Source organism: Rahnella sp. ChDrAdgB13 (genome assembly GCF_017655185.1).
In the GTDB taxonomy this organism is placed as follows: Bacteria; Pseudomonadota; Gammaproteobacteria; order Enterobacterales; family Enterobacteriaceae; genus Rahnella; species Rahnella contaminans.
The window spans coordinates 1-24,836 of the sequence record NZ_JAEMGT010000120.1; the positions used below are offsets into that span (position 1 = coordinate 1).

At 51.1% G+C, this 24,836-nt stretch carries 24 protein-coding genes; 12 read left to right on the forward strand and 12 right to left on the reverse strand.

Annotated features, from left to right (window positions below; genetic code table 11):
- Positions 1 to 515: 515 nt before the first annotated feature.
- Positions 516 to 707: a hypothetical protein gene (locus J8X26_RS23625; RefSeq protein WP_152327086.1), complete on the forward strand. Its 192-nt coding sequence runs from the start codon at positions 516 to 518 to the stop codon at positions 705 to 707.
- 337 nt (positions 708 to 1,044) lie between these two features.
- Here J8X26_RS23625 and J8X26_RS23630 read toward each other — a convergent pair whose 3' ends face one another.
- Positions 1,045 to 1,809, reverse strand: coding sequence for a YdiY family protein (locus J8X26_RS23630; RefSeq protein ID WP_152327085.1), 765 nt, complete (start codon positions 1,807 to 1,809; stop codon positions 1,045 to 1,047).
- Between the two features lie 467 nt (positions 1,810 to 2,276).
- On the opposite strand from J8X26_RS23630, the gene nadE reads away from it, so the two are divergent.
- Both nadE and J8X26_RS23640 read left to right on the forward strand, forming a co-directional pair.
- On the forward strand, positions 2,277 to 3,107 hold the full coding sequence (gene nadE, locus J8X26_RS23635; RefSeq protein WP_208952139.1) for an ammonia-dependent NAD(+) synthetase: 831 nt from the start codon (positions 2,277 to 2,279) through the stop codon (positions 3,105 to 3,107).
- Between the two features lie 155 nt (positions 3,108 to 3,262).
- The gene (locus J8X26_RS23640) at positions 3,263 to 4,459 is read left to right on the forward strand and encodes a multidrug effflux MFS transporter (RefSeq protein ID WP_152327083.1); all 1,197 of its coding nucleotides are present in this window, start codon (positions 3,263 to 3,265) and stop codon (positions 4,457 to 4,459) included.
- Positions 4,460 to 4,465: 6 nt separating this feature from the next.
- Here the strand turns inward: J8X26_RS23640 and dadX are convergent, their stop codons facing one another.
- The 3 genes from dadX to ydfZ form a co-directional block, all read right to left on the reverse strand.
- The gene (gene dadX / locus J8X26_RS23645; RefSeq protein ID WP_208952140.1) at positions 4,466 to 5,539 is read right to left on the reverse strand and encodes a catabolic alanine racemase DadX; all 1,074 of its coding nucleotides are present in this window, start codon (positions 5,537 to 5,539) and stop codon (positions 4,466 to 4,468) included.
- 70 nt (positions 5,540 to 5,609) lie between these two features.
- Positions 5,610 to 6,911, reverse strand: coding sequence for a D-amino acid dehydrogenase (locus J8X26_RS23650; RefSeq protein WP_208952141.1), 1,302 nt, complete (start codon positions 6,909 to 6,911; stop codon positions 5,610 to 5,612).
- A gap of 504 nt (positions 6,912 to 7,415) precedes the next feature.
- Positions 7,416 to 7,634 carry a putative selenium delivery protein YdfZ gene (gene ydfZ, locus J8X26_RS23655; RefSeq protein ID WP_208952142.1) on the reverse strand — a complete coding sequence of 73 codons (219 nt, stop codon included), beginning with the start codon at positions 7,632 to 7,634 and terminating at the stop codon, positions 7,416 to 7,418.
- A gap of 228 nt (positions 7,635 to 7,862) precedes the next feature.
- On the opposite strand from ydfZ, the gene J8X26_RS23660 reads away from it, so the two are divergent.
- Entirely contained in the window at positions 7,863 to 8,693 is an 831-nt protein-coding gene (locus tag J8X26_RS23660; RefSeq protein WP_152327079.1) for an alpha/beta fold hydrolase, read from the forward strand.
- A gap of 253 nt (positions 8,694 to 8,946) precedes the next feature.
- Positions 8,947 to 10,482 (forward strand): SpoVR family protein, encoded by a 1,536-nt coding sequence (locus J8X26_RS23665; protein WP_152327078.1) that lies wholly within the window; start codon positions 8,947 to 8,949, stop codon positions 10,480 to 10,482.
- An 85-nt stretch (positions 10,483 to 10,567) separates the two neighbouring features.
- On the opposite strand, the gene fadR is transcribed toward J8X26_RS23665, so the two are convergent.
- On the reverse strand, positions 10,568 to 11,287 hold the full coding sequence (gene fadR / locus J8X26_RS23670; protein ID WP_165057781.1) for a fatty acid metabolism transcriptional regulator FadR: 720 nt from the start codon (positions 11,285 to 11,287) through the stop codon (positions 10,568 to 10,570).
- A gap of 244 nt (positions 11,288 to 11,531) precedes the next feature.
- Here fadR and nhaB point away from each other — a divergent pair, with 244 nt between their 5' ends.
- The 4 genes from nhaB (at position 11,532) to iraP (ending at position 15,528) form a co-directional block, all read left to right on the forward strand.
- Positions 11,532 to 13,055, forward strand: coding sequence for a sodium/proton antiporter NhaB (gene nhaB, locus J8X26_RS23675; protein ID WP_208952143.1), 1,524 nt, complete (start codon positions 11,532 to 11,534; stop codon positions 13,053 to 13,055).
- A gap of 182 nt (positions 13,056 to 13,237) precedes the next feature.
- On the forward strand, positions 13,238 to 13,768 hold the full coding sequence (dsbB, locus tag J8X26_RS23680) for a disulfide bond formation protein DsbB (protein WP_152327075.1): 531 nt from the start codon (positions 13,238 to 13,240) through the stop codon (positions 13,766 to 13,768).
- Between the two features lie 160 nt (positions 13,769 to 13,928).
- On the forward strand, positions 13,929 to 15,053 hold the full coding sequence (locus J8X26_RS23685) for an AI-2E family transporter (RefSeq protein ID WP_152327074.1): 1,125 nt from the start codon (positions 13,929 to 13,931) through the stop codon (positions 15,051 to 15,053).
- 133 nt (positions 15,054 to 15,186) lie between these two features.
- Positions 15,187 to 15,528, forward strand: a complete 342-nt coding sequence (gene iraP, locus J8X26_RS23690) for an anti-adapter protein IraP (RefSeq protein ID WP_152327073.1) — start codon at positions 15,187 to 15,189, stop codon at positions 15,526 to 15,528.
- Between the two features lie 324 nt (positions 15,529 to 15,852).
- Here the strand turns inward: iraP and J8X26_RS23695 are convergent, their stop codons facing one another.
- The 4 genes from J8X26_RS23695 to J8X26_RS23710 all read right to left on the reverse strand — a co-directional run bounded on the left by J8X26_RS23695 (position 15,853) and on the right by J8X26_RS23710 (position 18,658).
- On the reverse strand, positions 15,853 to 16,302 hold the full coding sequence (locus J8X26_RS23695; RefSeq protein ID WP_101080018.1) for a YcgN family cysteine cluster protein: 450 nt from the start codon (positions 16,300 to 16,302) through the stop codon (positions 15,853 to 15,855).
- A 106-nt stretch (positions 16,303 to 16,408) separates the two neighbouring features.
- Positions 16,409 to 17,065, reverse strand: a complete 657-nt coding sequence (locus tag J8X26_RS23700) for a fumarylacetoacetate hydrolase family protein (protein WP_208952144.1) — start codon at positions 17,063 to 17,065, stop codon at positions 16,409 to 16,411.
- A gap of 22 nt (positions 17,066 to 17,087) precedes the next feature.
- On the reverse strand, positions 17,088 to 18,263 hold the full coding sequence (locus J8X26_RS23705; protein ID WP_208952145.1) for a lytic transglycosylase domain-containing protein: 1,176 nt from the start codon (positions 18,261 to 18,263) through the stop codon (positions 17,088 to 17,090).
- Positions 18,264 to 18,385: 122 nt separating this feature from the next.
- On the reverse strand, positions 18,386 to 18,658 hold the full coding sequence (locus J8X26_RS23710) for a YcgL domain-containing protein (RefSeq protein ID WP_208952146.1): 273 nt from the start codon (positions 18,656 to 18,658) through the stop codon (positions 18,386 to 18,388).
- 136 nt (positions 18,659 to 18,794) lie between these two features.
- Here J8X26_RS23710 and minC point away from each other — a divergent pair, with 136 nt between their 5' ends.
- The 3 genes from minC to minE are packed head-to-tail and all read left to right on the forward strand — an operon-like array spanning position 18,795 to position 20,600.
- Positions 18,795 to 19,484 carry a septum site-determining protein MinC gene (gene minC / locus J8X26_RS23715; protein ID WP_152327068.1) on the forward strand — a complete coding sequence of 230 codons (690 nt, stop codon included), beginning with the start codon at positions 18,795 to 18,797 and terminating at the stop codon, positions 19,482 to 19,484.
- 24 nt (positions 19,485 to 19,508) lie between these two features.
- Positions 19,509 to 20,321 (forward strand): septum site-determining protein MinD, encoded by an 813-nt coding sequence (gene minD, locus J8X26_RS23720; RefSeq protein WP_013575324.1) that lies wholly within the window; start codon positions 19,509 to 19,511, stop codon positions 20,319 to 20,321.
- A gap of 3 nt (positions 20,322 to 20,324) precedes the next feature.
- Entirely contained in the window at positions 20,325 to 20,600 is a 276-nt protein-coding gene (gene minE / locus J8X26_RS23725) for a cell division topological specificity factor MinE (RefSeq protein WP_152327067.1), read from the forward strand.
- 352 nt (positions 20,601 to 20,952) lie between these two features.
- Here minE and rnd read toward each other — a convergent pair whose 3' ends face one another.
- From rnd to J8X26_RS23740, 3 genes are all read right to left on the reverse strand, one after another.
- Positions 20,953 to 22,074 carry a ribonuclease D gene (gene rnd, locus J8X26_RS23730; protein ID WP_208952147.1) on the reverse strand — a complete coding sequence of 374 codons (1,122 nt, stop codon included), beginning with the start codon at positions 22,072 to 22,074 and terminating at the stop codon, positions 20,953 to 20,955.
- Between the two features lie 92 nt (positions 22,075 to 22,166).
- Positions 22,167 to 23,864, reverse strand: a complete 1,698-nt coding sequence (fadD, locus tag J8X26_RS23735) for a long-chain-fatty-acid--CoA ligase FadD (protein ID WP_208952148.1) — start codon at positions 23,862 to 23,864, stop codon at positions 22,167 to 22,169.
- Between the two features lie 320 nt (positions 23,865 to 24,184).
- Complete coding sequence (locus J8X26_RS23740) at positions 24,185 to 24,817, reverse strand: Slp family lipoprotein (RefSeq protein WP_208952149.1); 633 nt, start codon at positions 24,815 to 24,817, stop codon at positions 24,185 to 24,187.
- Positions 24,818 to 24,836: the final 19 nt, after the last annotated feature.

Below are 24,836 nucleotides of genomic sequence, written 5' to 3' on the forward strand. Positions count from 1 at the left end.
GTAAGGATTGCCTGAGAAAGTCAGCGACGAGGGGAGCTTTTATCTAAATCCGATTTATTCAACAAAGCCCATCGATGACTGAAAAATACCATGATGACCGAGGCGCAAATTGGATCACTTTGGCTATATGACCGCATATCAGGCTGGTTGAAAAACTGGGCAAGATTACCCGCGGCGGAGTGAATTTTTTAAAATTCATTTTGGGGGAAAGTTTTGGAGGGATTTTGGGGAAGATTTTTTACGTCATAAAATCAGTTGGTTGCAGCTTCGCAAGCTGCTCCACAAACAAACTGAGAACAGTTGATGTTCGACGTTAATTAAAAAGCCGGCAAAATCCTCGCCGGCTTTTTTGTGGAATCATCCTCACAATAACCTGCTACGTATAAGGTTATTCGCCCACGATCACAGATTACGTTCCCGCCAGCCGTCACACTATCTTCTATAAATTTAAGACCCCAATCACCTGTGATGCTGACTTCTTTTACTTTTTTTAACAAAGGGTTGAGGAATACATTATGGAAAAAATTCGTATTGAAGATGAACCTGTAGAGATAGGGTTTGAAGACGGGCTTTATGTTTCGTATTCAGAGGGTTATCACGAGGGAAAGCTAGAGCATATCGACCGCGATGCGTTTATCGCTTTATTGGCAAAAGAATTTAAAACGACCACGGCAAGGATTGAGACTCAGGTGAGTCATTATATTTAAGGTTAATTTGCAGACACAAAATAAGGCCCGGTCATTATTTTATGGATTGGGCCTGGTATGTAAATTGCGTACATCCTTGTATCGCTGCATTTTTGAAACACATCCTGAAGCAACCCCTTCCGGCGCTTATCTCCGGCACTCACCCGAAAGCGGTGTTAGCTCTACGAGGGGCGATACAAAGACTACCAGCTAGGATTACTCTGATCAATAGTGATAATGGTTATCATTTGAGTTTTTTTTCCTTCTGCTACTTTCTGTACTCACCGGCCGCCAATCGGGGCATAAAAAAAGCCAGAGGATCTCTCCCCTGGCTTTTTCGACAATTTCGCGAAGGAAATTACATGCCGTAAACCAGATTCACAGAAGTGACGGTGTCGGTTTTATCCGGCGCACTGGCTGGTGGTTTAGTGTTGTAAGTTACGTCATACGCAACTTTTAGCGAGAAGTGGCTATTGATAGCTACAGTCAGCGCAGTTTCTGAGTTCAGTGTGGTTTCATCGTTGGCTAATACGGAGAAGCCCTGCGTGAAACGTGCGGTATCGCTGATCTGATAACCGTAAGTCCCTGAACCGTATGCCAGAGCACGGGTCTGGTGGCCGCCCTGCTCGAATTCATCGTGACGAACACCAGGACCGGCTTCCAGATTCAGCGTATGAACCGGACCGCTCCAGATCTGACGACCGTAACCGATGGTTGCGACATCGCGCGCGCGATAGCCGTTATAACGGTCGCTCAGCCAGCTCGCCTGACCAAAGACGTAGTTCGCGTTATCCAGATTATAACGGGTACGACCGCCCGCCTGATACTTCTCGGATGAACGGACACCGGAAGAAGAGGTATTACGCGCAGAACCCCACAGGCTGTAAGCCGTGTTGGTATCAAACCAGGTCATGGTGGTATCAGCATTCAGCGTGGAGTTGCTGGTGTTACCGGTTTGTGCACTGTAACCCGCCTGCACATTGCCTACGAAGGGCTTCTTCGCCTGAGCAGGATCATCGAGCGCAGTGAAAATGGTAGTGTCTGCAAGGCTTGAAATACTGAACAGCGCTGCACCGCAAATTACGGCACAAGCTGGTAAACGACGTACAACCCGAAAAAACATTTTGTTTCCCCAATAAGACTTAAGGCAAATAACGAGAGTAGATCACACGATTTATGCCATTAATTAGGATCCGTTAATCAAGCCTGACAACTCCGTTTCGATGGCACATACATACAAATATTTTTACCGCAACAAATATAACGCACTCAGCACGGGATATCTTAATAAAGCGGCTTTTTTAGATAGTTCCGAATGACATATATTTCCGGCAATAGAAACATACAAAATCATTACGTTCTCTTTCATTGATTTTTATTTCAATGCAGTTCTGTAATCATTCCTGGTGCGCCAAACTGACTTCTTGCCCTGCCGCTCTCGTCAGAGAGCTTGCGAGCTGGCGACGTACAGATTTCCGCCGAACTCGTCGCTGAATCTTGTCCTTTTGAGCGATGCGGGGTAGTTTTATCCTGATAACATCTTATTTTTTGCCTCGGGTTCCTCGAAGGCAGCCTTCAGGAGGAGTGGTCATGGCTTTACAAAAAGAGATTATTCAGGCATTGCACGTTAAACCGCATATCGATGCCGCACAGGAAATCCGCGTCAGCGTCGATTTTCTCAAAAGTTATCTGCTGGCCCATCCGTTCATCAGGACACTGGTTCTGGGGATCAGCGGCGGGCAAGATTCTACTCTTACCGGCAAACTTTGCCAAACAGCAATTAGTGAATTACGCGCAGAAACGAAAGAAGATGATTACCAGTTCATCGCCGTGCGTTTGCCGTACGGCGTGCAGGCTGACGAGTCCGATTGTCAGGACGCCATCACTTTTATTCAGCCCGATCAGGTTCTGACCGTAAATATTAAAAATGCGGTGCTGGCGAGCGAAGCGACATTACGTGAAATTGGCATTGAGCTGAGCGATTTTATTAAAGGTAATGAAAAAGCGCGTGAGCGAATGAAAGCCCAGTACAGCATTGCCGGAATGAAAAAAGGGGTTGTCGTCGGGACGGATCACGCAGCCGAAGCCGTTACCGGTTTCTTCACCAAATATGGCGACGGCGGCACGGATATCAACCCGATTTTCCGCCTGAACAAACGTCAGGGTAAAGCGCTGCTCAAAACGCTGGGCTGCCCGGAACATCTGTATACCAAAGCGCCGACGGCAGATTTGGAAGAAAACCGCCCTTCTCTGCCGGATGAAGTCGCGCTGGGCGTGACCTACGAGCTGATCGACGATTATCTTGAAGGCAAAAAAGTGGATGACAGCGTCGCGGCGATTATCGAAGGCTGGTACCTGCGCACCGAACATAAACGTCAGCCGCCGGTCACGGTGTTCGATGATTTCTGGAAGAAAAAATAATTTCTGACGGCAATCTCTGTAACGGGCACGTATTGCGTGTCCGTTTTTTCTACCGGCTTCTCCCTTTCGCCTTTGAAATCACAAGTTCCTTTCCATTCATTAACGAAATCATTACCCTTAGTCCCCTTCCGGACTGACTGACAGTGATGTTTCCAATGCAAAAATTCCTTTTTCTGCTGCTGAGCCTGGTGTTGCTCGGCCCTCTGGGTATCGATCTGTACCTGCCCGCCATCCCGGCGATTGCCCTTGGCTTGCAAAGCACCGAAGCGGTAATTCAGTCTTCGATTTCGCTATTCATCTTGGTGATGGGATTAGGGCAACTGGTTGCCGGTCCGCTGGTGGATAAATTTGGACGCCGCCCGATCGCGATTATCGGCATTGTCGTCTATCTGGCGGGCGCAATTATCGCGGCAATGTCGGTTGCGCCGTGGATGTTCCTGTTATCCCGTGTGGTTCAGGGGTTGGCCGTGTGCTGTACGTCGGTGGTGATTTTCAGCGGTGTGCGTGACCGCATGAGCGGCAACGACGCCGCCCGAGCCTACGGTTTCCTCAACGGGACGCTCAATATTATCCCTGCGCTTGCACCCCTCATTGGCGGCCTGATTGCGCAATATTATGGCTGGCGGGCACCGTTTTGGGCGCTGGCGGGTTACACCGTGGCGGTCATGCTGCTGGTCATTTTCAAACTGCCGGAAACCCGCCCGGCGGACACCCAAACCAACTCCGGGCTGCCGTTTCGCCAGTACGCGCGGATTCTGTCGGATCCCCGTTTCGTCACTTTCGCCGCGGTTAACGCAGGGGCGATGGGCATGGCGCTGACCTATGTCTCGCTGGCGCCGACCGTGCTGATGAACGTGGCAGGCCTCACACCATTAGAATTTTCCATTGTGTTCGGCGCAAACGGCTTCTGGATTATGGCGGTGAGCTTTATTGCCAACCGTATTATCCGCAAAGTGGGACGGCCGGTGTGTCTGAAAGCCGGCGGTATCCTGATGTTTGCCGGTTGTCTGGGGCTGATTGCCGGGATCACGCTGGTGCCACCGGCAGAACAAACCGCGACGTGGCTGTATATGCTGCCGGTTGCCAGCGCCTGCGCGGGGTTAGCGTTCCTGATGGGGCCCGCCACCAGCTATGCGCTGGAGCCGTTCTCCAGTGAAGCCGGTGTGGCGTCTGCGCTGGTCGGTTCAGTGCAGATGGCCGGTGGTGCGCTGCTGGGCTTTATTGCGATGGCGTTGCCGTTACAACCTAAGCTGAGCCTTGCGCTGGTGATGCTGGCGGGAGGATGTCTGGCGATGCTGGCGCGTCGTGCCAGTAAGAAATCGACGGGTCAGCTGACCCGTCTGGAAAGCTAAAAAACGTTATCCGACGGTTATAACCGGTACGCGTGGCGCGAGCGCGCTCAGCAGTTCGTAGCCCAGCGTACCGGCAGCCGTCGCCACATCATCCACCGGCAGATTACTGCCCCACAGTTCAACCGGCGCACCGATTTGTGCCTGCGGACACGGCGTTAAATCCACCGCCAGCATATCCATCGAAACTGTTCCTACCGTTTTTGTTCTTACGCCATCCACCCAGACCGGTGTGCCGGAAGGCGCATGCCGCGGATAGCCATCGGCATAACCACAGGCCACCACGCCCACACGCTGCGGTTGTCCTGCACGATAACGCCCGCCATACCCGACACGGTCACCTGCGTTAAGTGCCTGCACGGCGATCAGTTCACTTTTCAGCGTCATCACCGGTTGCAGCCCGGTTTGGGCGATGTCCTGCCACTGCCCGCTCGGCGACGCGCCGTACAAAATAATCCCCGGACGGATCCAGTCATAATGCGTCGACGGATGCCAGAGCGTCGCCGCCGAATTGGCAAGACAACGCGGCCCGGAAATATTTTGCCCGGCCAGATTTACGGCCACCATCTGCGCACCCACGCCTTCGACGCTGTCCGCCGTGGCGAAGTGACTCATCAGCGTGATTTCCCCGACCTGCTTGAGTTCACGCAGCTGATGCCAGACATCGCTGACGCGCGCCGGTGCAAATCCCAGACGGTTCATACCGCTGTTCACTTTCAGATAAACATTCACCGGCTGGCTGAGGTTTGCCTGCGCCAATGCCTGAATTTGCCAGTCGCTGTGTACTGACGTCGTCAGGCGATAGTAATCTATCGTGATTAAATCCGCGGGAGAAAAGAAACCCTCCAGCAGCAGGATCGGCCCCTGCCAGCCAGATTCACGCAGTAATATCGCTTCGTTGAAATCGAGTAATGCGAAACCCTCCGTAGCTGACAGGCTTTTCCAGATACGGGAAATCCCGTGGCCGTATCCGTTGGCTTTCACCACCGACCAGACTTTGCTGTTAGGAGCAAAGCCGCGGATAACATTGAGATTTTGGGATAACGCAGACAGAGATAAAGTGGCTGAAATCGGGCGAGGCATACCAGCTCCGGCAAAGTGCAAAGTAACGCCCGCACGGCGTCAGTCACCGTGCGGGGGGAGAAAAACCGGTTTAAGACACCGGATGCATTTTATGCGGGCCAGCCGGACGGGCGATAAAACCAGGGCTGTAACGCTCAACCGATAAATCATCAGAAGGAATTGCCGGTGTCACGCCGGATATAATGTCCGATAACAGCTGACCGGAACCGCAGGCCATTGTCCAGCCGAGCGTGCCGTGGCCGGTATTCAGATACAGATTTTTAATGCGCGTACGGCCCACAATCGGCGTGCCGTCAGGCGTCATCGGCCGCAAGCCTGTCCAGAAAGTCGCCGCCTCCACGTTGCCGCCGTTCGGATAGAGATCTTTAACCACCATTTCCAGCGTTTCACGACGCGCCTGCGCCAGCTTCAGGTTAAAACCAACAATTTCCGCCATCCCGCCGACACGGATGCGATTATCAAAACGCGTAATCGCAATTTTATAAGTCTCATCCAGCACGGTAGAAACCGGTGCAGAGGACGGGTCAGTGATCGGAATTGTCAGTGAATAGCCTTTCAGCGGATACACCGGTATAGACACCAAATCCGCAAGCAGCGAGGTGGAATAAGAACCGAATGCCACCACATAAGCCTCCGCTTTCACCAGCTCGTCGCCACACTGCACACCGGTAATCTCGCCGTTTTCAACAAGCAGCTTATCGACCGTCCGGTTGAATTCGAATTTTACGCCGGCCTGGCGCGCCATATTTGCCAGCGTACGGGTGAACAGCTGACAGTCGCCGGTTTCATCATTAGGTAAACGCAGACCGCCGGTCAGCTTGTGCGCGACCTGCGCCAGAGCCGGTTCCGCCGTCGCCAGCTGGCTGGATTCCAGCAACTGATACGGCACACCGGCGTCTTCGAGCACTGCGATATCTTTCGCCGCGCTCTCAAACTGTTGCGCCGTACGGAACAGCTGCAACGTACCGCCCTGACGGCCTTCGTACTGAATACCCGTTTCTTCGCGCAACGCCTTCATGCAATCGCGGCTGTATTCCGCCAGACGGACCATGCGGCTTTTGTTGGTCTGATAGTGGTTCATGTCGCAGTTACGCAGCATTTGCCACATCCATTTCAGCTGGAACGGGGTTCCGTCCAGACGAATTGCCAGCGGCGCATGCTTCTGGAACATCCATTTGATTGCTTTAACAGGAACACCCGGAGCCGCCCACGGTGCAGCATAGCCCGGTGAGATCTGCCCCGCATTCCCCGCACTGGTTTCTTCCGCAGGCCCGGACTGACGATCGATAACCGTCACATCATGTCCCGCTTTAGCCAGATACCATGCACTGGCGACACCGACCACACCACTGCCTAAAATCACCACACGCATATCGACTCCACTCCACGACAAAACAAAGCATAATATTCTGATGACAGGAAATTAACCTGACTGCGAAAAATCGCCAACACAGGCGTTCATAACCGTGAGTTGTTTCACATTTATTTATCGTTCATGGCGGGATTTTTTTCAACAGCTGCAAATAAATAACGATATCTTGCAACATTCCGGCTTTGCAGAGAGAAAGTTATGGTTTTTTGATAGCAATGACTGCATTGATGTCATCAGCCGCCTCCACTTTCGCGCCGGGTTTGGCCGTGGTCTTTTATTCTTGTATACAAGCAATATTTCAGCACAATTCACTAATATAAAGGCGGTGTGTGACATTACCTGATATTCCGCACATGAAACGGGCTTAATGCTTGCAGGGAGTTTATAAAGCGAGTTTTTCACGCACGGTCTGGGTGGGAGAATTTTTTCCCATCATCGGAAAACATGAAGGCCACTTTTAACAGTGGCCTTTGGCTATGCAGGACAACATCAGGAGAGATATTTTCAGGCTGTTGTGGCTTCGAGTCTCATCAGTGAAACGGGTTTAAACAGGCCTTTTTGCCCTACCAGTTCCACACAATTTTCCCGGCGAAGTTCTTCCGGAGAACCGTTTTGCACATGAAACGCGGCAATTTTACCCGTCACGCCTGTTTCAGCATCCATGACGCGGGTGCCCTGGCCGATCCGGTTTCTATATCTGTCATAAGTAAACGTATTTACCATTTTTTGACCTCCTCAGCATCAGTAACAAACAATAGCGGATAAATGCTACCCCTCTGAAAACCGGGTTTCAATATCTTAACCCTGCTAAGTATCAGGTTTATTCTGGCAAAACTGTCCGCCTGCATTGCCAGCTCAAAATGTGAGCAATATCGCAATCGTTCAATTAGTGACCTACACTTCGAAAGTTTCCTAAACTGTACCGTTCATTTCAGCGATAAGGAGTCACCAGTGAATAACTCAAATTTTCTGAAACTCAAAGATGGCACTCAACTCTTTTACAAAGACTGGGGTAGCGGCCAGCCAGTGGTTTTCAGCCATGGCTGGCCGTTGTCCGGCGATGCATTTGAAGATCAGATGCTGTTTCTGGCGGATAAAGGCTTCCGTGTGATTGCGCATGATCGCCGCGGACACGGGCGTTCCTCGCAACCGTGGGACGGGCACAATATGGATCAGTACGGCGATGACCTGGCCGAACTCACTGGCCATTTAGATTTGAAAGACGCTGTGCATATCGGGCATTCGACCGGCGGTGGCGAAGTAGCGCGTTATATTGGCCGCCACGGTACGGCGCGCGTTGCCAAAGCCGTGCTGATTGGTGCGGTGCCGCCGATTATGGTCAAAACGGATTTCAACCCGGCCGGTCTGCCGCTTTCTGTATTCGACGGGATCCGTGATGGTGTTCAAAAAGACCGTTCGCAGTTTTTCCTGGATTTGCCAGATGCCTTTTTCGGCTTTAACCGCGCAGGAACGAAAGTTTCAGAAGGTTTGCGTCAGAGTTTCTGGCGTCAGGGCATGCAGGCGTCAATCAAAGCACTTTATGATTGCGTGAAAGCTTTTTCTGAAACCGACCAGCGTGAAGACCTGAAAAAAATGACTATCCCGACGCTGGTCATCTACGGTGACGATGACCAGATTGTGCCCCCGGCCTCTTCCAGCGAAGCCGCGCTCAAGCTTCTTCCACACGGAAAAGGCAAAGTCTATCCGGGCGCATCCCACGGTTTATGCAGCACACATAAAGATCAGATTAATGAAGATTTATTAGAGTTTATCCGCAGTTAATAGCGGGTTTACCCCGTCCTCACCTGTCTGAAACTGACCCAAAGCCCGGTTCTTTGCGGCTTTGGGTCTCCATCGCGCACCGATTGACAGCCTCTTTCCATCAGGATATAGATTTGATGAGGAATGGATTCATGGTGTTTATCCTGCAGCACACTCAGATTGAGCTACGATTATCAAAGGACGTGCGAAGTCTTAAGAAAAGGTTGTGAATCAAACACTCTGTAGCGTCCATAACTGAATGAGGGTGCGGCTTATGACGACAGTGACCCAAAAGAAAAAAACTGAGGACAAACGTCTTAGCGATGGACCGGACTGGACGTTTGAGTTATTACAAACCTATCTCGAAGAAATTGACCGTGTCGCCAAGTCATACCGGCTGGAGACGTATCCACATCAAATCGAGATCATCACTTCTGAACAAATGATGGATGCTTATTCCAGCATCGGCATGCCTATCAATTACACACACTGGTCGTTCGGTAAGAAATTCATTGAAACCGAGCAACTGTATAAACACGGACAACAGGGGCTGGCGTACGAAATCGTCATCAACTCCAACCCGTGTATCGCCTATCTGATGGAAGAAAACACCATCACGATGCAGGCGCTGGTTATGGCGCACGCCTGTTACGGCCACAACTCTTTCTTCAAAAATAACTACCTGTTTAAAAGCTGGACCGACGCCAGTTCGATTGTCGATTACCTGCTGTTTGCCAAACGCTATATCAGCGAATGTGAAGAGCGCTACGGCGTCGATGAAGTCGAACGGTTGCTCGACTCCTGCCATGCGCTGATGAATTATGGCGTGGACCGCTATAAACGCCCGCAGAAGATTTCTTTGCAGGAAGAACTGGCGCGGCAGAAAAGTCGTGAAGAATATCTGCAAAGTCAGGTGAATTCGCTGTGGAAAACGCTGCCGCGCAAAGACAGTGTGGATGCCCCTGAACAGGCGCGCCGCTTCCCTTCTGAGCCACAGGAAAACCTGCTGTATTTCATGGAGAAAAACGCGCCACTGCTTGAATCCTGGCAACGGGAAATCTTGCGCATTGTGCGTAAAATCAGCCAGTATTTCTATCCGCAAAAACAGACTCAGGTGATGAACGAAGGCTGGGCGACGTTCTGGCACTACACCATTTTGAATCATCTGTATGACGAAGGAAAAGTCTCGGATCGTTTCATTCTGGAGTTCCTGCACAGCCACACCAATGTAGTGTATCAGCCGCCGTATAACAGCCCCTATTACAGCGGGATCAATCCGTATGCGCTCGGCTTCGCGATGTTCCAGGATATCAAACGTATCTGTCAGGAACCGACCGAAGAAGATCGTTACTGGTTCCCGGATATTGCCGGTTCAGACTGGCTGACGACGCTGCATTTCGCGATGCGGGACTTCAAAGATGAAAGCTTTATCAGCCAGTTTCTGTCGCCGAAAGTGATGCGTGATTTCCGGTTATTTACCGTGCTGGATGACGACCATAATAACTATCTGGAAATCGCAGCGATCCATAATGAGGAGGGTTATCGCGCCATCCGTCAGGAACTGTCGGCGCAGTACAACCTGAGTAACCACGAACCAAACATTCAGGTCTGGAATGTCGATCTGCGCGGTGACCGTTCGCTGACGCTGCGCTATATCCCGCAAGACCGAGCGCCGCTGGACAAGAGCCGTCGTGAAGTGATGAAACACGTTCACCGGTTGTGGGGCTTCGATGTGTTTATAGAGCAACTCAACGAAGACGGCAGCGTGGAACTGCTGGAACGTTGCCCGCCGCGGCCAACGCCGCTCTGACCGGCGTACCGTTCAGAGCAGGCAAGTTCAGGCATTAAAAAAGGGCGCTAAGCGCCCTTTCTCATTTCAGCAGAACCCGTAAAAATCAGCGTTTCTGTTCAGTCAGATCACCCGGCATTGTACCCTGCATGCTATGCCAGATCTCACCACTCTGACGGCCATAATTACGCACGCAATCCACAATCTGCTCGTAGCTTTTTTCGTGGCAGATGTCAGACAGCTTTTTATAGAAAGTGATCGCCAGTTTACGTGCTTCAGGATTGGAGAAGTAATAGCGTCCGACGCGGGTATACAATCCGCGTAACCCGTTAATGATCAGACCGTAAATCGGATTGCCGGACGCAAAGGCCAGACCGCGGAAAATACCGTAATCCAGCGCGGTAAAAGCTTCGGCCTGATCTTCCACTTCGGCCGCTTTCGCCAGCACCTTTTGTGTTTCTTCGGGATTCGTTCGCATCGCTTTGCGGATGAAAATGGTCGCGATATTGGTACGCACGGACAGAAGATTGTCGATGAGCTGCGGAACGCTGTCGTGATCAAGTCGTGCCAGCGTTTCCAGAATATTCAGCCCCGAAGTTTCCCAGAAGTTGTTCACTTTCGTCGGTTTACCGTGCTGAATGGTCAGCCAGCCATCACGGGCAAGACGTTGTAAAACCTCACGTAATGTGGTTCGGGTTACGCCAATGAGTTCTGAAAGTTCCCGCTCCGCAGGCAAGATTGAACCCGGCGGAAACCGGCTGTTCCAGATACTTTCGATGATGTACTCTTCGGCAAAACCGGCAGGACTTTGTGCCTTAATAACCATGTGTTTGTCGTTCCGTGTGAGGCATTTATCAGGGATATAGTTGAGCTCATCATACCAGATGAAAATCAGCGGTTATAGCGCCCGGACGGAACTAATGTTGAAACTGTGCAGGGGTTGGCAGAATTTCCCTTTTTTTAAGGACTTAATATTACCCCGCTGCAGGAGAAAATTTTTCACCGGAGTATTACACTGTTCTATCTTTCTGATACCGCAGCAAAATAACCATAAAGGATCGCTGGGAATTATGGATACAACTTTCCGCCACGCATTTATTAAAAACTTTCTCGGGCAATCCCCTGGCTGGTACAAAATAGCCATTCTGGCCTTTCTGATTATTAACCCGCTGGTGTTCTTTCTGGTCAGTCCTTTCTTAGCGGGCTGGTTACTGATGATCGAATTCATCTTCACGCTCGGCATGGCGCTCAAATGCTATCCGCTGCAACCGGGCGGCTTGCTGGCCATTGAAGCCGTGATGATAGGTATGACAAGTGCTGAAAGAGTTCGCGAAGAAGTGGCGGGCAATCTGGAAGTGATTTTGCTGCTGATTTTCATGGTCGCCGGTATCTACTTTATGAAGCAGCTGCTTCTGACAGTTTTCACCAAACTCCTGCTGAATCTGCGCAATAAAATCGCCCTCTCGCTTGCGTTTTGTTTCGCCGCCGCTTTCCTTTCTGCCTTCCTGGATGCGCTGACGGTCATTGCCGTGGTCATCAGCGTTTCCGTAGGTTTCTATTCGATTTATCACAACGTCGCGTCCGCTACGGGCGGAAATGCCGAAACCAGCGGCGTTCTGGAACAGTTCCGCGCCTTTTTACGCAGCCTGATGATGCATGCCGGCGTCGGCACCGCGCTGGGCGGCGTCATGACGATGGTCGGCGAGCCACAGAACCTGATCATCGCGAAAGCCGCCGGATGGCAGTTCACTGATTTTCTGATCCGCATGTCACCGGTCAGCGTGCCGGTGTTCATTTGCGGTTTTATCGTCTGCTCGCTGGTCGAGCGTTTCCGCCTGTTTGGTTATGGCGCACGGTTGCCACAACCGGTCTTCGAGGTTCTCAAAAAGTACGATCAGAAAAACACCGAAAACAGCACACGTCAGGAACGTATCAAACTGGCCGTGCAGGCGCTGATTGGCGTCTGGCTGATTATCGCGCTCGCGTTTCATCTGGCCGAAGTCGGGCTGATCGGGCTGTCCGTAATTATCTTCGCAACGGCATTTTGCGGCGTGACGGACGAACATGCTATCGGCAAAGCATTTCAGGATTCCCTGCCGTTTACCGCGCTACTGGTGGTATTTTTTGCGGTTGTCGCAGTGATTGTCGATCAGCACTTATTCAGCCCGATTGTGAATTTCGTTCTGCAATCTGCGCCAGCCAATCAGCTTTCGCTGTTCTATCTGTTCAACGGGTTGCTTTCTTCTGTTTCCGATAATGTCTTTGTCGGCACGGTCTATATCAATGAAGCGAAATCCGCGCTGGAAAACGGTGCCATTAATCTGCAACAGTTTGAGATGCTGGCGGTCGCCATTAATACCGGTACAAACCTGCCTTCCGTCGCGACACCAAATGGTCAGGCGGCATTTCTGTTCCTGCTGACGTCCGCCCTTGCGCCGCTGATCCGCCTTTCGTATGGCCGGATGGTATGGATGGCACTGCCATACACAATAGTGATGACGCTCGCAGGTCTGCTTTGTGTGCAATTCCTTCTGCCGGAAATGACGCAGTGGTACACCGACATGGGATGGCTGACATTTTCCCCATTACATTGACCGGCACGAGGATCAGGTCGGTAATTCTGTGACTAAGCTCTGACTCAGAAAATAGCCGAATTTAAAGTCGAATTGTCCGATTTATATTAATTATTTATCGAATATTGATGGAGACAGGCTGGCAGCGGGGTCCAATTGGTTTACACTGCGTGTCAGTAGCTAACTGCAGGGAAAAAATTTCTATGTTGCAATATCTTAACCGTTGCTCGCAAGGCCGCGGTGCATGGCTTCTGATGGCTCTGACCGCTCTGGCGCTTGAGCTGGTTGCGTTGTATTTCCAACACGTGATGTTGCTGAAACCGTGCGTCATGTGTATCTACGAACGTTGTGCGCTGATGGGCATACTGGCTGCAGGTCTGGTGGGCGCAATAGCCCCGGCGACCTGGTTGCGTTACGCCGGTATCCTTATCTGGCTTTACAGCGCGTATGAAGGGATCCGCCTGTCATGGGAACATACCATGATTCAGTTGCACCCTTCTCCGTTCGCCACCTGCGATTTTGCAGCCCGCTTCCCGACCTGGTTGCCACTGGACAAATGGTTCCCGTGGATGTTCATCGCCAGCGGTGATTGTGCTGAAAAACAGTGGGAATTTCTGTCTCTGGGTATGCCTCAGTGGCTGGTTGTTATCTTCAGCGTCTTTATGATCATCGGGATCCTGGTGTTACTGGCCCAGTTCGTAAAACCAAAACGTCGTGATTTGTTCGGTCGTTAATTCCAGACATGTCGACGATAAAAGCGCCTCAGGGCGCTTTTTTTTATGGCGTTTTTCAGCGGAAATTAAAACCGCTGCCGCACGAAAAAAGAGCGATAGTTGTAAAAACGTCAATGAGTTCTATGCTACGAGAGCTTATGCGCTCAACAGAGGAAGAGATATGGTGGTTAAAGGGTTTTCAAAGGGTTTCTTCATTATGATCCTTTTTATTGTGACATTGGCCTTCCTGGATGTATTAAGGCCTTATTATTCTTCCGTTCTATGGGCGATCATTCTGGCGGTAATTTTTAATCCGATGAAAAACCGGCTGAAGCAATTTATCGGTGACCGCAACGGCCTGATCTCACTGCTGACCGTGCTGATTATTTGTCTGATTGTTTTCACACCGCTGGCGATTATTACTTCTTCACTGGCCATAGAATTCAATACGGTTTACACCAAACTTCAGGGTAATGAATCGCAGCTGCCTACGCTGGTGTCTGACACCATTCACCATTTACCAAGATGGGCGCGCCATTTCCTTGCCGATCACAATTTAGACAGCACGGCTGAGATTCAGAAAAAACTTTCAGACGTCGCATTACAGGGAAGTCAGTATCTGGCAGGCAGCGTTTTCGTGATTGGTAAGAGCACGTTCGGCTTTGTTGTCGGTTTTGGCATCATGCTGTATATCCTGTTTTTCCTGATTAAAGACGGCGCGTATCTGGTTAATCTGACGCTGGAAGCCCTGCCGCTTTCCCGCCATGTGAAACATCATCTGTTCATGAAGTTTGCCGCCGTTTCACGCGCAACGGTGAAAGGCACGGTGGTGGTTGCGATCGTTCAGGGTGCGCTCGGCGGGCTGGCATTCTACATTGCAGGTATCGATGGCAGCCTGCTGTGGGGCGCGCTGATGGCGTTTCTGTCGATTATTCCTGCGGTCGGTTCGGCGATCATTTGGGTACCGGCGACGATCTACTTCTTCGCCTCAGGAATGTTGTGGCAGGCGATTTTCCTCATCGTCTTCTTCGTGGTGGTTATCGGCCTGGTCGATAATATTCTGCGTCCGCTGCTGGTCGGCAAAGACACCAAAATGCCGGATTATCTCATTCTGATCACCACGCTGGGCGGGATGGAAGTTTATGGTATCAACGGCTTTGTTATCGGTCCGTTGATTGCTGCCCTGTTCATCGCCTGCTGGAATATTCTTTCCGGACGTGAGCATCAGAATAATACCGATATGATTGACGAAGACTTTATAGAAGAAGGGAAAAACCATCCGGACGCGGATAAAACCGCATCGTAAACGACTACCGGTTTACCCCTATCAGTGAGCGGCCTGTGTGGTCGCTCATTTTTTTCAAATTTCATTATGAAGATTTTCGAACCTGGCGTAGAAATGTGGAGGCGATTCAACATTTGTCTCTGAAGGGGTAGCAATGAAAAATATTATCTTAAGCATGGTCGCAAAGATTTCCCGGATGGAGGTGGATGCAAAGCAGCTGACCGCGCAGGTTGAGGCTCAGTCGCTTTTGCTGAGTGCTGTTTTCCTTACCGTGGGCAAAAATGGCGGTCCGCAGGAAGCCATCGAAAGCGTGAACAAAGCGATCAATTCCGTGCTGGATTCCGCAGATGATGTGCTTAAATCGGATGCCACACTTTTGTTTGAACAATTCCAGGCGCTGATTGAAATTACGCGACTGATCGATAAAGCCGATCCGGAACTGGATGCGGAAGCGCTGAATGCATTAAATGGCGTCAGACCCGATTCAGAAATATAAAAATGAATGTATGATAGGAATTACGCCCTGGCGGTCGCCGGGGCTTTTTTATGTCTAAAATCAGAGGTGATAGCAAATATGGGGTTAGAACGTTTAAACAAACTCCCCGTTTGGGCCATTTGGGTAATCTGCGTGACAGCCTGTGTCGCGTTCTGGGTTATTGCAGGAATGGTAGTCTACGGAATTTTCAAGTAAATCATTGCATCCCGGTTACGCGGGAGAGGCAGGGAATCAGAAGGATTTTGAACTCCACGTAGCGGGCCATACCCCGTCTCTGCCCCACACTCTCATGCCTGAAATCCTTTCTTATTTCCTATCAGCGGGTTATCTCGCCCAGCTTGGCTTATTCATAATGTGATCCTGCCAGTCTTCCACATCGTCTTCGCGAACCGCGATATAACGAACGGAGATTTGTGCGGTGTGCATCGCTGATTTAGAGGCTTTATTCAGCAGCGGATGCCACGGCAGCAGCGGGCGCCCTTCGCCAATCAGACGATAAGCACACGTCGGCGGCAGCCAGTCAAAGGTGGTCAGATTTTCGCGGGTCAGCTTGATGCAGTCTTCTTCAAGCGTAAAACGACGCTCGTAGTTACGGCACTGACAGGATTTGATATTGAGCTGGTTACAGGCAACGTTGGTGAAGTAAATTTCTTCGGTATCTTCATCAATCAGCTTATGTAAGCAGCATTGTCCGCAACCGTCGCACAATGCTTCCCATTCTTCGTCAGTCATTTCAGACAGCGTTTTTTGCTGCCAAAAAGCGGGTTCAGTCATAATGTGCATCCGGTATAAATAAAATGAGGGTGCTTATATAGACGCTTTAGCCTGCAGATGCAAGTAAAGCCGCCGGAAAGCTGCTCCGGCGGAGAGAGGGTTTGTTTCAGATCACGCGTGTTGAAACAGACTTACCGTTAAGTGTAGCCACAATTTCGTCACCCGCTTTCAGCAGCCCGACGCCTTGCGGCGTGCCGGTCAGAATGATATCGCCCGCGCGCAGCGTGAAATAACGGCTCATGTAAGCAATCAGCGGCAACAGCGGCGTCAGCATGTTACGGGTATTGCCTTCCTGCCGTGTTTCACCGTTAACGAACAGCTGCAAATCAGCCTGCTGCGCATCACCAAATTCACTCACCGGAATAAATCCGCTGATAGGGCAGGAACCGTCGAAGCCTTTGGCTTTTTCCCACGGCTGCCCCGCCGCTTTGAATTTCGTCTGCAAATCACGCAGCGTTAAATCCAGCGCCAGCGCATAACCGGCGATAGCATTGGCAACGCGATCTTCCGTGGCTTGTTTGAGCGGCGTGCCTATTAGCACGGCCAGCTCAACTTCGTGATGTACCGCACCCAGATCTTTCGGAATCGCGAGCGGCTGACGGATATCACACAGCGCTGTTTCCGGTTTGATAAACACCACCGGTTCGGCGGAAATCTGACTGCTCATTTCTTTGATGTGATCGGCATAGTTATTGCCCACACACACGACTTTGTTCACCGGGAAATCCAGTAACGCGCCATGCCAGTCTCTGTGTTGATACATACAGCCACTCCTTTTGGAAAAATCAGCCGCTGAACGGATTACGCGGGGCTGGCGCTAACGGTACGGAAGGCGCAGAGGTGGCCGCCGGAGCGGTTTCACCAGAAATAACCGGCGCCTGCGAACCCATAATGCCATCCGCCATCATTCCGATACTCAGTGCGAAATAGGTTGAACGGTTCCAGTGCATAATCGTACGGAAGTTATCGTAAACCAGGAATGCGCGCCCTTGCGTATCATCTGGTGTGATAATCCATGCGCGGGTTGCCGCAGATGCCAGCGGGCTACCGTCTACCTGCGTGATGCCCATTTGCTGCCAATAAGTAGCAGGATGCATCTGGTTGTTTTTCAGGCCCGCCAGACTGCCGTCAAAGCCTGCTGGCAATTTCACTTCCTGCCCCCAGCCCTGATCGCGTTTCCAGCCTTCTTTCGACAGATAATTCGCGGTAGATGCAAAGACATCATCGGTATTTTTCCAGATGTCGATTTTGCCGTCGCCATTGCCATCCGCACCGTAATTCAGATAGGACGTCGGCATAAACTGCGACTGCCCCATTGCGCCAGCCCAGGATCCTTTCATCATATCGCTGGTGGCATGACCGGAATCGACAATTTTCAACGCAGCCATAAATTCTTTGGTGAAGAACGCTTCACGACGGCCCTCGAAGGCCAGCGTTGCCAGCGCGGAGAACACATCTTCCTTGCCCTGGATTTTGCCGAAGCTACTTTCCATCGCCCACAGCGCCACGATGTATTGCGGCTGAACGCCGTAACGGTCGCTGACCTGCTGGAGCGCGGGCAAATTATTCTGATATTGGGTCTGGCCCTGTTTGATTTTCCACTCTGGCAAGACACGGGTCAGATAATCATCAAGCGTGATTTTCTTTTCCAGCTGGTTGCGATCGGAGTTAATCACGCGGTCAACAAAATGGATGTTCGCGAAAGTGGCATCGATTGTTTGCTGGCTGATGCCCTGCGCCAGAGCCTGCGCTTTCAGTTTTTCAACATAAGCGGGAAACTCTGCGGGGTCTCTTCCCTGTTCGGCCAGCGATGTTTTACCGGGCGTAGGAGCCGGCGCGGCGGCTGAAGGTTGTGTCGTTGCCGCAGTCTGCGGCGTGTTTTGTCCTGAGGTTGCCTTCTGCGCTGCACAACCGCTGAGGATAATCAGCGGTGTTAACACGGCCAGTGCCGACAATTTCATCAAATTCTTCCTTATCACATCTGCAATTGAATCATCGCTGTAAGCTTTGAGTACTCCAGCGATGATTGCAAGTCATGACGTCCGAAAGTGCGTGAAATGCCGAAACAAATGTCAGGAATACGTTATTTACTGGCGTCAGTCAGATGAATATTCAATAAACTTTCGACCGGCGGTGGAACCTGCAGATAATAACCCTGCTCTTCGAGAGCCTGACGCACTTTTGAAATATCCGCAGACGCTAATTTTTCACGTCCGGTCAGATTGAGCATCATTGAGAACTGCAGCACGCCAAAACCTTTGAGTAATTCTTCAGGTACACGAGAGAAATCGTCTTTTTTTTCGACATACAGATAAGTCTGGTCGCGTTTAGTACTTCTATAGATCACACAAAGCATTTTTTTAACTCTATTTTATTGAAACGGTGGCTTGCCTAGATATAACTGTAACTATAACATGCTTAACGTACATCGGAATATCGCCCCCCGAGTGGTATTCCGGGGATTTAGAGTTGCTGAGACTGAGTCAGGATAGATGTCACAATCGCCAATAGAACTAAAAGGCAGCAGTTTTACCTTATCGGTTGTTCATTTACATAGTTCACAACCGGAGGTTATTTATCAGGCATTACAGGAAAAAGTGGAGCAAGCTCCGGCCTTTTTAAAAAATGCCCCTGTTGTTATCAACGTTGCCTCGCTGAGCGGCGAAGCAAACTGGAAAGACATTCAACAGGCTGTCGCTTCTGCAGGTTTTCGCGTTGTGGGCATCAGTGGTTGTAAAGACGAAGGGCAGAAACGCGCACTTTCCCGCACCGGTTTGCCGTTGCTGAGTGAAGGCCGTGCACAGCGCATCGCCGCAGAACCACCGGTTCCTGTCGTGCCCGACAATGCTCCGGCGAAAACCCGCATTGTCAGTTCTCCGGTCAGATCCGGCCAACAAATTTACGCCCGTAACAGCGACCTCATCGTGACCAGTAGTGTCAGCGCAGGTGCGGAACTGATTGCCGATGGCAATATCCACATCTACGGTATGATGCGAGGAAGAGCGCTGGCTGGTGCAGCAGGTGATGCAAATTGTCAGATTTTTTGCACCCATTTAGGCGCTGAACTAGTCTCTATCGCAGGGCAATACTGGCTGAGTGATCAAATCCCGACCGATTATCTCGGTCAGGCCGCGCGCCTCAGCCTGATAAATAATGTGTTAACCATACAACCTTTAAACTAAGCCCTTTCGACAAGGAATCCATTCATGGCACGCATCATAGTTGTTACATCGGGTAAAGGGGGCGTTGGCAAGACCACTTCAAGCGCGGCCATTGCTACCGGTTTAGCTCAAAAAGGTAAAAAGACCGTTGTTATCGATTTCGATATCGGTCTGCGTAATCTCGATCTGATTATGGGCTGTGAGCGCCGCGTGGTTTATGATTTCGTCAACGTGATCCAGGGTGATGCCACGCTGAATCAGGCGCTTATCAAAGATAAACGCACTGAAAACCTGTTCATTCTTCCGGCTTCGCAGACCCGTGATAAAGATGCACTGACCCGCGAAGGCGTAGAAAAGATCCTTAACGATCTTGCCGAAATGGAATTTGACTTCGTGGTTTGCGATTCCCCTGCGGGCATTGAAACCGGCGCATTAATGGCGTTGTATTTCGCCGACGAAGCGGTCATTACGACCAACCCGGAAGTCTCTTCCGTGCGTGACTCCGACCGCATTTTGGGCATTTTGTCCTCAAAATCCCGTCGTGCGGAACAAGGCTTAGAGCCTATTAAAGAACACCTGCTTCTCACCCGTTACAACCCGGGCCGTGTCAGCCGTGGCGACATGCTGAGCATGGAAGATGTGCTGGAAATCCTGCGTATTCCTCTGATCGGCGTTATTCCTGAAGATCAGTCCGTACTGCGTGCGTCCAACCAGGGCGAACCGGTCATTCTGGATCAGGAATCTGATGCAGGGAAAGCGTACGACGATACCGTTAGCCGTCTGCTTGGTGAAGAACGTGCGTTCCGTTTTATTGAGGAAGAGAAGAAGAGTTTCCTGAAACGCCTTTTTGGGGGATAAACCATGGCATTGTTAGATTTCTTTCTGTCCCGCAAAAAATCGACAGCCAATATAGCCAAGGAACGGCTACAGATCATCGTAGCCGAACGGCGTCGAGGGGATAGTGAACCGTCGTATTTACCTGAATTAAAACGTGATATTTTGGCGGTCATCTGTAAGTACATTAAGATTGACCCCGAAATGTTGCAGGTTCAGTTCGAGCAAAAAGGTGACGATATTTCCGTACTGGAACTCAACGTCACCTTGCCAGAGTCAGAATCGGAAGACGCGCCTAAATGACAGCAGTCTGCCTGCAGGTGTTTCTTTCAGCATAGCGCCCCCTGTTTACTCAGGGGGCTACTCAATTTTTTTCCCTGATTTCCGCCCACCTGCTTATTTCCCCTGGCAACACCACTGTATGTATCCCCACTAAAGAGATTGTTCCGCGCTCTGCTCTATTTATTATCTGAAATTATGATTAAGACTCATCCCATTTAGCCTGGCGGTTAATATCCTTAATGTGATTTCATCCGCGAACATTACCCGGGCGCTATTATTTTAATATGCGGTTAACCAAAACAAAAAGGCGGAGAAAATCTCCGCCTTTTAATTTAAGTTTTCGTATTCAGTTATTTTGAACGCGGTAAGCCCATCAATATTGACTGAGAATTTCGTTCAGCCTTTCAGCAAGAAGTTTTCCTCTCCAGCCGCTGATTAATTCCGGCTGTGATTCCTTCTCTTTTAACTTCCAGTGACGACTTAATAACTGATTGATCTGGCGACGTGAGGCCAGTAACTCGACGCTTAACCCGCTTTCTTCACTCACGGTCTGGATCAGCGCTTTGATGTCTTTGAAGACTTTGCGATAACCCGGCTGATCAATCAGATTCGAAATAGGAGCCGGTAAATCGTCTTCCGGCAATGCCTCAGACTCTTCCACCAGCGCCAGCAACGTGCGGCCATGGTAACGGATTTCGGGGCCGCTCAGGCCAAGCGCTTCAAGCTCACCCAGCGATTTAGGCTGATAACGGGCTACCTGCCAGAGGTTTTCTTCACGCACCACAAAGTTGACGGCCAGGTCACGCTGACGTGCCTGATTGAGCCGCCAGGCGGCCAGCAACTTCAGACAACCCAGTTGACGCGGACGCAGCTGGAACGCATTGCCGATTTCCAGATAAGCCAGTTCAGGTTGAAGAACCTCTTTACGACGGCGGCACAACGCCAGACATTCATCACGCGCGGCATCCATCCAGCCAGCTTCTTCAGTTTCACGCATCAGCTTGTCGGCCAGCGGCAGAAGATACCAGACATCGGCAGCAGCGTAGACACACTGTTTTTCGCTCAGAGGCCGGGCAATCCAGTCGGTGCGCGATTCGCTTTTATCCAGCTCCACGCCGGTCGTTTCTGCCACCAGACGGGCAAACCCGCAAGACAGCGGACGTCCGCTGAAGGCGGCAAGAATTTGCGTATCAATTAGCGGAGAAGGCATCACGCCAAAAGCGTTCAGGAAAACTTCCAGGTCTTCGCTGCCGGCATGGAGAAATTTCACGACATCAGGATTGACCAGCAAATCGATAAAAGGCTGCCAGGCGGTAATCGGCAACGGGTCAATCAGCGTCAGCCGTTCACCGTCGAAAAGCTGGATGAGCCCGAGTTGCGGGTAATAAGTGCGGGTACGGACGAATTCGGTATCCAGCGCAATTTTGCTGTGCGCTTTGGCCTGAAGACAAACCTGCTCCAGCGCGTCATTGGTCGTGATCAACTGATAATTCAAATCTTAATTCTCTTAATATTAATGCGTTATAACGTGACAACGCCGGACAAATCCGGCGTTGAGAGTGACCATCACAGCGCAGCGGGCAAACGTTACGCCGCATCCTGCTTAGGATCGTCCTTCGGTTTTGCCTGCTCATCGCGAAGTTCGCGTCTGAGGATCTTACCGACATTTGACTTCGGTAACTCATCGCGAAATTCAACAATCTTCGGTACTTTGTAACCGGTTAATAACCGGCGGCAATGTGCCAGAAGTTCTTCGCTGGTCAGTGACGGGTCTTTCTTCACCACGCAAATTTTGACGATTTCACCTGACGACTCGTTTGGCACACCAATGGCGGCAACTTCGAGCACCTTGTCATGTTGTGAAACCACCTCTTCAATTTCGTTAGGGTAAACGTTGAAACCGGAAACCAGAATCATGTCTTTTTTGCGATCCACAATCCGCAAAAAGCCCTGCTCGTCCACTGTAACGATATCGCCCGTCGATAACCAGCCATCTTTTAGCACCTCATCGGTCGCTGAAGGCCGTTGCCAGTAACCCAGCATCACCTGCGGCCCGCGTACCCACAGCTCTCCGGGGTTACCCAGCGCAACATCCTGGCCGTTATCATCCACCAGACGCACTTCCGTAGAGGGCACCGGTAAACCGATGCTACCGCTGTAATGTTTCAGGTCGTACGGGTTGCCCGCGACCAGCGGCGAACACTCCGTCAGGCCATAACCTTCCAGCAAATGCTTGCCGGTCAGTTTTTCCCATTTATCGGCCACCGATTTTTGAACTGACATTCCGCCACCAACCGATAGGCGCAGCGTCGAGAAGTCCAGCTCACGGAAATCTTCGTTATTGAGTAACGCGTTGAACAACGTATTCACCCCGCTGATAGCGGTGAACGGATATTTGGACAGCTCTTTCACCATGCCCGGCACGTCGCGCGGGTTGGTGATCAGCAGGCTTTTTCCCCCGAGATCGAGGAACAGCAGACAGTTCACTGTCAGCGCAAAGATGTGATACAGCGGCAGCGCCGTTACCACCAGTTCATGGCCAGGTTGCAGCAACGGTGCGTACGCTGCTTTTGCCTGTTCCAGATTGGCCTGCATGTTCCGGTGTGTCAGCATCGCGCCTTTCGCAACGCCGGTAGTTCCGCCGGTGTATTGCAAAAACGCCAGATCGTCATTGATGATATCGGGTTTGATATATTGCAAACGGCGCCCGTATTGCAAGGCACTGCGGAAGGAAATCGCATTCGGCAGGTGATATTTAGGCACCAGCCTTTTGACATATTTGACGACAAAATTAACCAGCGTGCCTTTTGCCGCAGAAAGCTGATCGCCCATACGGGTCAGGATCACATGCTTAACCTGCGTTTTGTAGACCACTTTTTCCAGCGTGTGGGCAAAGTTGGACACAATCACAATAGCGCTGGCACCGCTGTCATTGAGCTGATGTTCCAGCTCGCGCGGCGTATACAGCGGATTGACGTTCACCACGACCATGCCCGCACGCAATACGCCAAACAGCGCAATCGGATATTGCAGCAGATTAGGCATCATCAGGGCCACGCGGTCGCCTTTTTTTAGCCCTAACTGGTTTTGCAGATAGGCCGCAAAAGCACGACTACGTTCCTCAAGTTTACGGAACGTCATGACCTCGCCCATGTTGATAAACGCCGGACTGTCTGCATAACGCAGCGTGGCATTTTCAAACATCTCGACCAGCGAACTGTAGCGGTCAGGATCGATGTTCTCGGGAACATCTGCCGGATAACGTTTTAGCCAAACCTTTTCCAAGGTATCACTCCTGAAATCATGTACTGTTGCCATCTCAATTCGACGAGTTTTATCACGTCTTTAACAATATTTTAACTCAGCTTACCAGTTGTGTTTCAAACAATGTCGAGGTTGAGAGGCGGGTCACTTTTTCTGCGCCCTTCGTTAGCCAAACCGTCCGTGGCTTAAAAAGAAAAAGGCGGCAATTAAGCCGCCTTAACAACGATCTTGTCTGTCTTTACTTTTTCGGCGGCGGCGGTGGCACCGGATGTCCCGGTGCCGGCCTCATCGCAGCCGGAGGTGGAGCCCGGTGCGGAGGCGGCGCGCCGTAATTGTGCCGGTTATTCGGTGACGACACTCTGGACCCGTGCGGGCCCCATGTCATACCAGCCGGGCCCCCAACCGGGCCCAAACCCTCGCCCCCAGCTGTCGTACGGTCCCCCGTAACCCCAGCCCCACGGCCCCATCGGCTGAGGCGGCATTACCACCTGTTGTTCGATACGCCAGCGTTTATAACTGTTTACACTGATAGTCACGAAATCATAGGACGACTGCCCTACTGTGCCTTTTTCAACGCCGGTAATCGGACCAACCACGGTCACGAGCTGATTGCGGTAATCCACCGGATCGACGAAACCGTTGATGTAAGCCATGATGCGGCCACGCGACGCCGCGCCCAGAATAGGTCGTGCCCCGTCATCAAGCGGCATTGTAGCGATTTCGAGTCGCGTTTTATTTTGCAAATTGGTGACTGCCACTACCTTGCCACCAAAACGTGATTCCTGACCGATATACAGACTCGGCGCGCCCTGCACCGCCTGTAAATTCATTTGCGGCGTTGCCGTGGTCCCGCGGATTTCATCCGGAACGGTGACACATCCTGACAACACCAGAACGCTTAGCGCAACAGCGCTCAACGCCCATTTTTTACCTGTCTGAACCGAAAACTGCTGGACTGCTGACCACTTACGCATTGCGATGACTCCTGTGCAT

Excerpts from the sequence above, each read along its gene's own strand:
- J8X26_RS23685 (WP_152327074.1), top strand. The coding sequence starts at position 13,929 with ATGGTGGTTAAAGGGTTTTCAAAGGGTTTCTTCATTATGATCCTTTTT.
- minE (WP_152327067.1), top strand. The coding sequence starts at position 20,325 with ATGGCATTGTTAGATTTCTTTCTGTCCCGCAAAAAATCGACAGCCAAT.
- fadR (WP_165057781.1), bottom strand. The coding sequence starts at position 11,287 with ATGGTTATTAAGGCACAAAGTCCTGCCGGTTTTGCCGAAGAGTACATC.
- ydfZ (WP_208952142.1), bottom strand. The coding sequence starts at position 7,634 with ATGGTAAATACGTTTACTTATGACAGATATAGAAACCGGATCGGCCAG.
- dsbB (WP_152327075.1), top strand. The coding sequence starts at position 13,238 with ATGTTGCAATATCTTAACCGTTGCTCGCAAGGCCGCGGTGCATGGCTT.
- nadE (WP_208952139.1), top strand. The coding sequence starts at position 2,277 with ATGGCTTTACAAAAAGAGATTATTCAGGCATTGCACGTTAAACCGCAT.
- J8X26_RS23650 (WP_208952141.1), bottom strand. The coding sequence starts at position 6,911 with ATGCGTGTGGTGATTTTAGGCAGTGGTGTGGTCGGTGTCGCCAGTGCA.
- J8X26_RS23710 (WP_208952146.1), bottom strand. The coding sequence starts at position 18,658 with ATGCTTTGTGTGATCTATAGAAGTACTAAACGCGACCAGACTTATCTG.
- nhaB (WP_208952143.1), top strand. The coding sequence starts at position 11,532 with ATGGATACAACTTTCCGCCACGCATTTATTAAAAACTTTCTCGGGCAA.
- J8X26_RS23665 (WP_152327078.1), top strand. The coding sequence starts at position 8,947 with ATGACGACAGTGACCCAAAAGAAAAAAACTGAGGACAAACGTCTTAGC.
- dadX (WP_208952140.1), bottom strand. The coding sequence starts at position 5,539 with ATGCCTCGCCCGATTTCAGCCACTTTATCTCTGTCTGCGTTATCCCAA.
- minC (WP_152327068.1), top strand. The coding sequence starts at position 18,795 with ATGTCACAATCGCCAATAGAACTAAAAGGCAGCAGTTTTACCTTATCG.
- J8X26_RS23640 (WP_152327083.1), top strand. The coding sequence starts at position 3,263 with ATGCAAAAATTCCTTTTTCTGCTGCTGAGCCTGGTGTTGCTCGGCCCT.
- J8X26_RS23700 (WP_208952144.1), bottom strand. The coding sequence starts at position 17,065 with ATGTATCAACACAGAGACTGGCATGGCGCGTTACTGGATTTCCCGGTG.
- J8X26_RS23740 (WP_208952149.1), bottom strand. The coding sequence starts at position 24,817 with ATGCGTAAGTGGTCAGCAGTCCAGCAGTTTTCGGTTCAGACAGGTAAA.
- iraP (WP_152327073.1), top strand. The coding sequence starts at position 15,187 with ATGAAAAATATTATCTTAAGCATGGTCGCAAAGATTTCCCGGATGGAG.
- J8X26_RS23630 (WP_152327085.1), bottom strand. The coding sequence starts at position 1,809 with ATGTTTTTTCGGGTTGTACGTCGTTTACCAGCTTGTGCCGTAATTTGC.
- J8X26_RS23625 (WP_152327086.1), top strand. The coding sequence starts at position 516 with ATGGAAAAAATTCGTATTGAAGATGAACCTGTAGAGATAGGGTTTGAA.
- J8X26_RS23705 (WP_208952145.1), bottom strand. The coding sequence starts at position 18,263 with ATGAAATTGTCGGCACTGGCCGTGTTAACACCGCTGATTATCCTCAGC.
- J8X26_RS23695 (WP_101080018.1), bottom strand. The coding sequence starts at position 16,302 with ATGACTGAACCCGCTTTTTGGCAGCAAAAAACGCTGTCTGAAATGACT.
- minD (WP_013575324.1), top strand. The coding sequence starts at position 19,509 with ATGGCACGCATCATAGTTGTTACATCGGGTAAAGGGGGCGTTGGCAAG.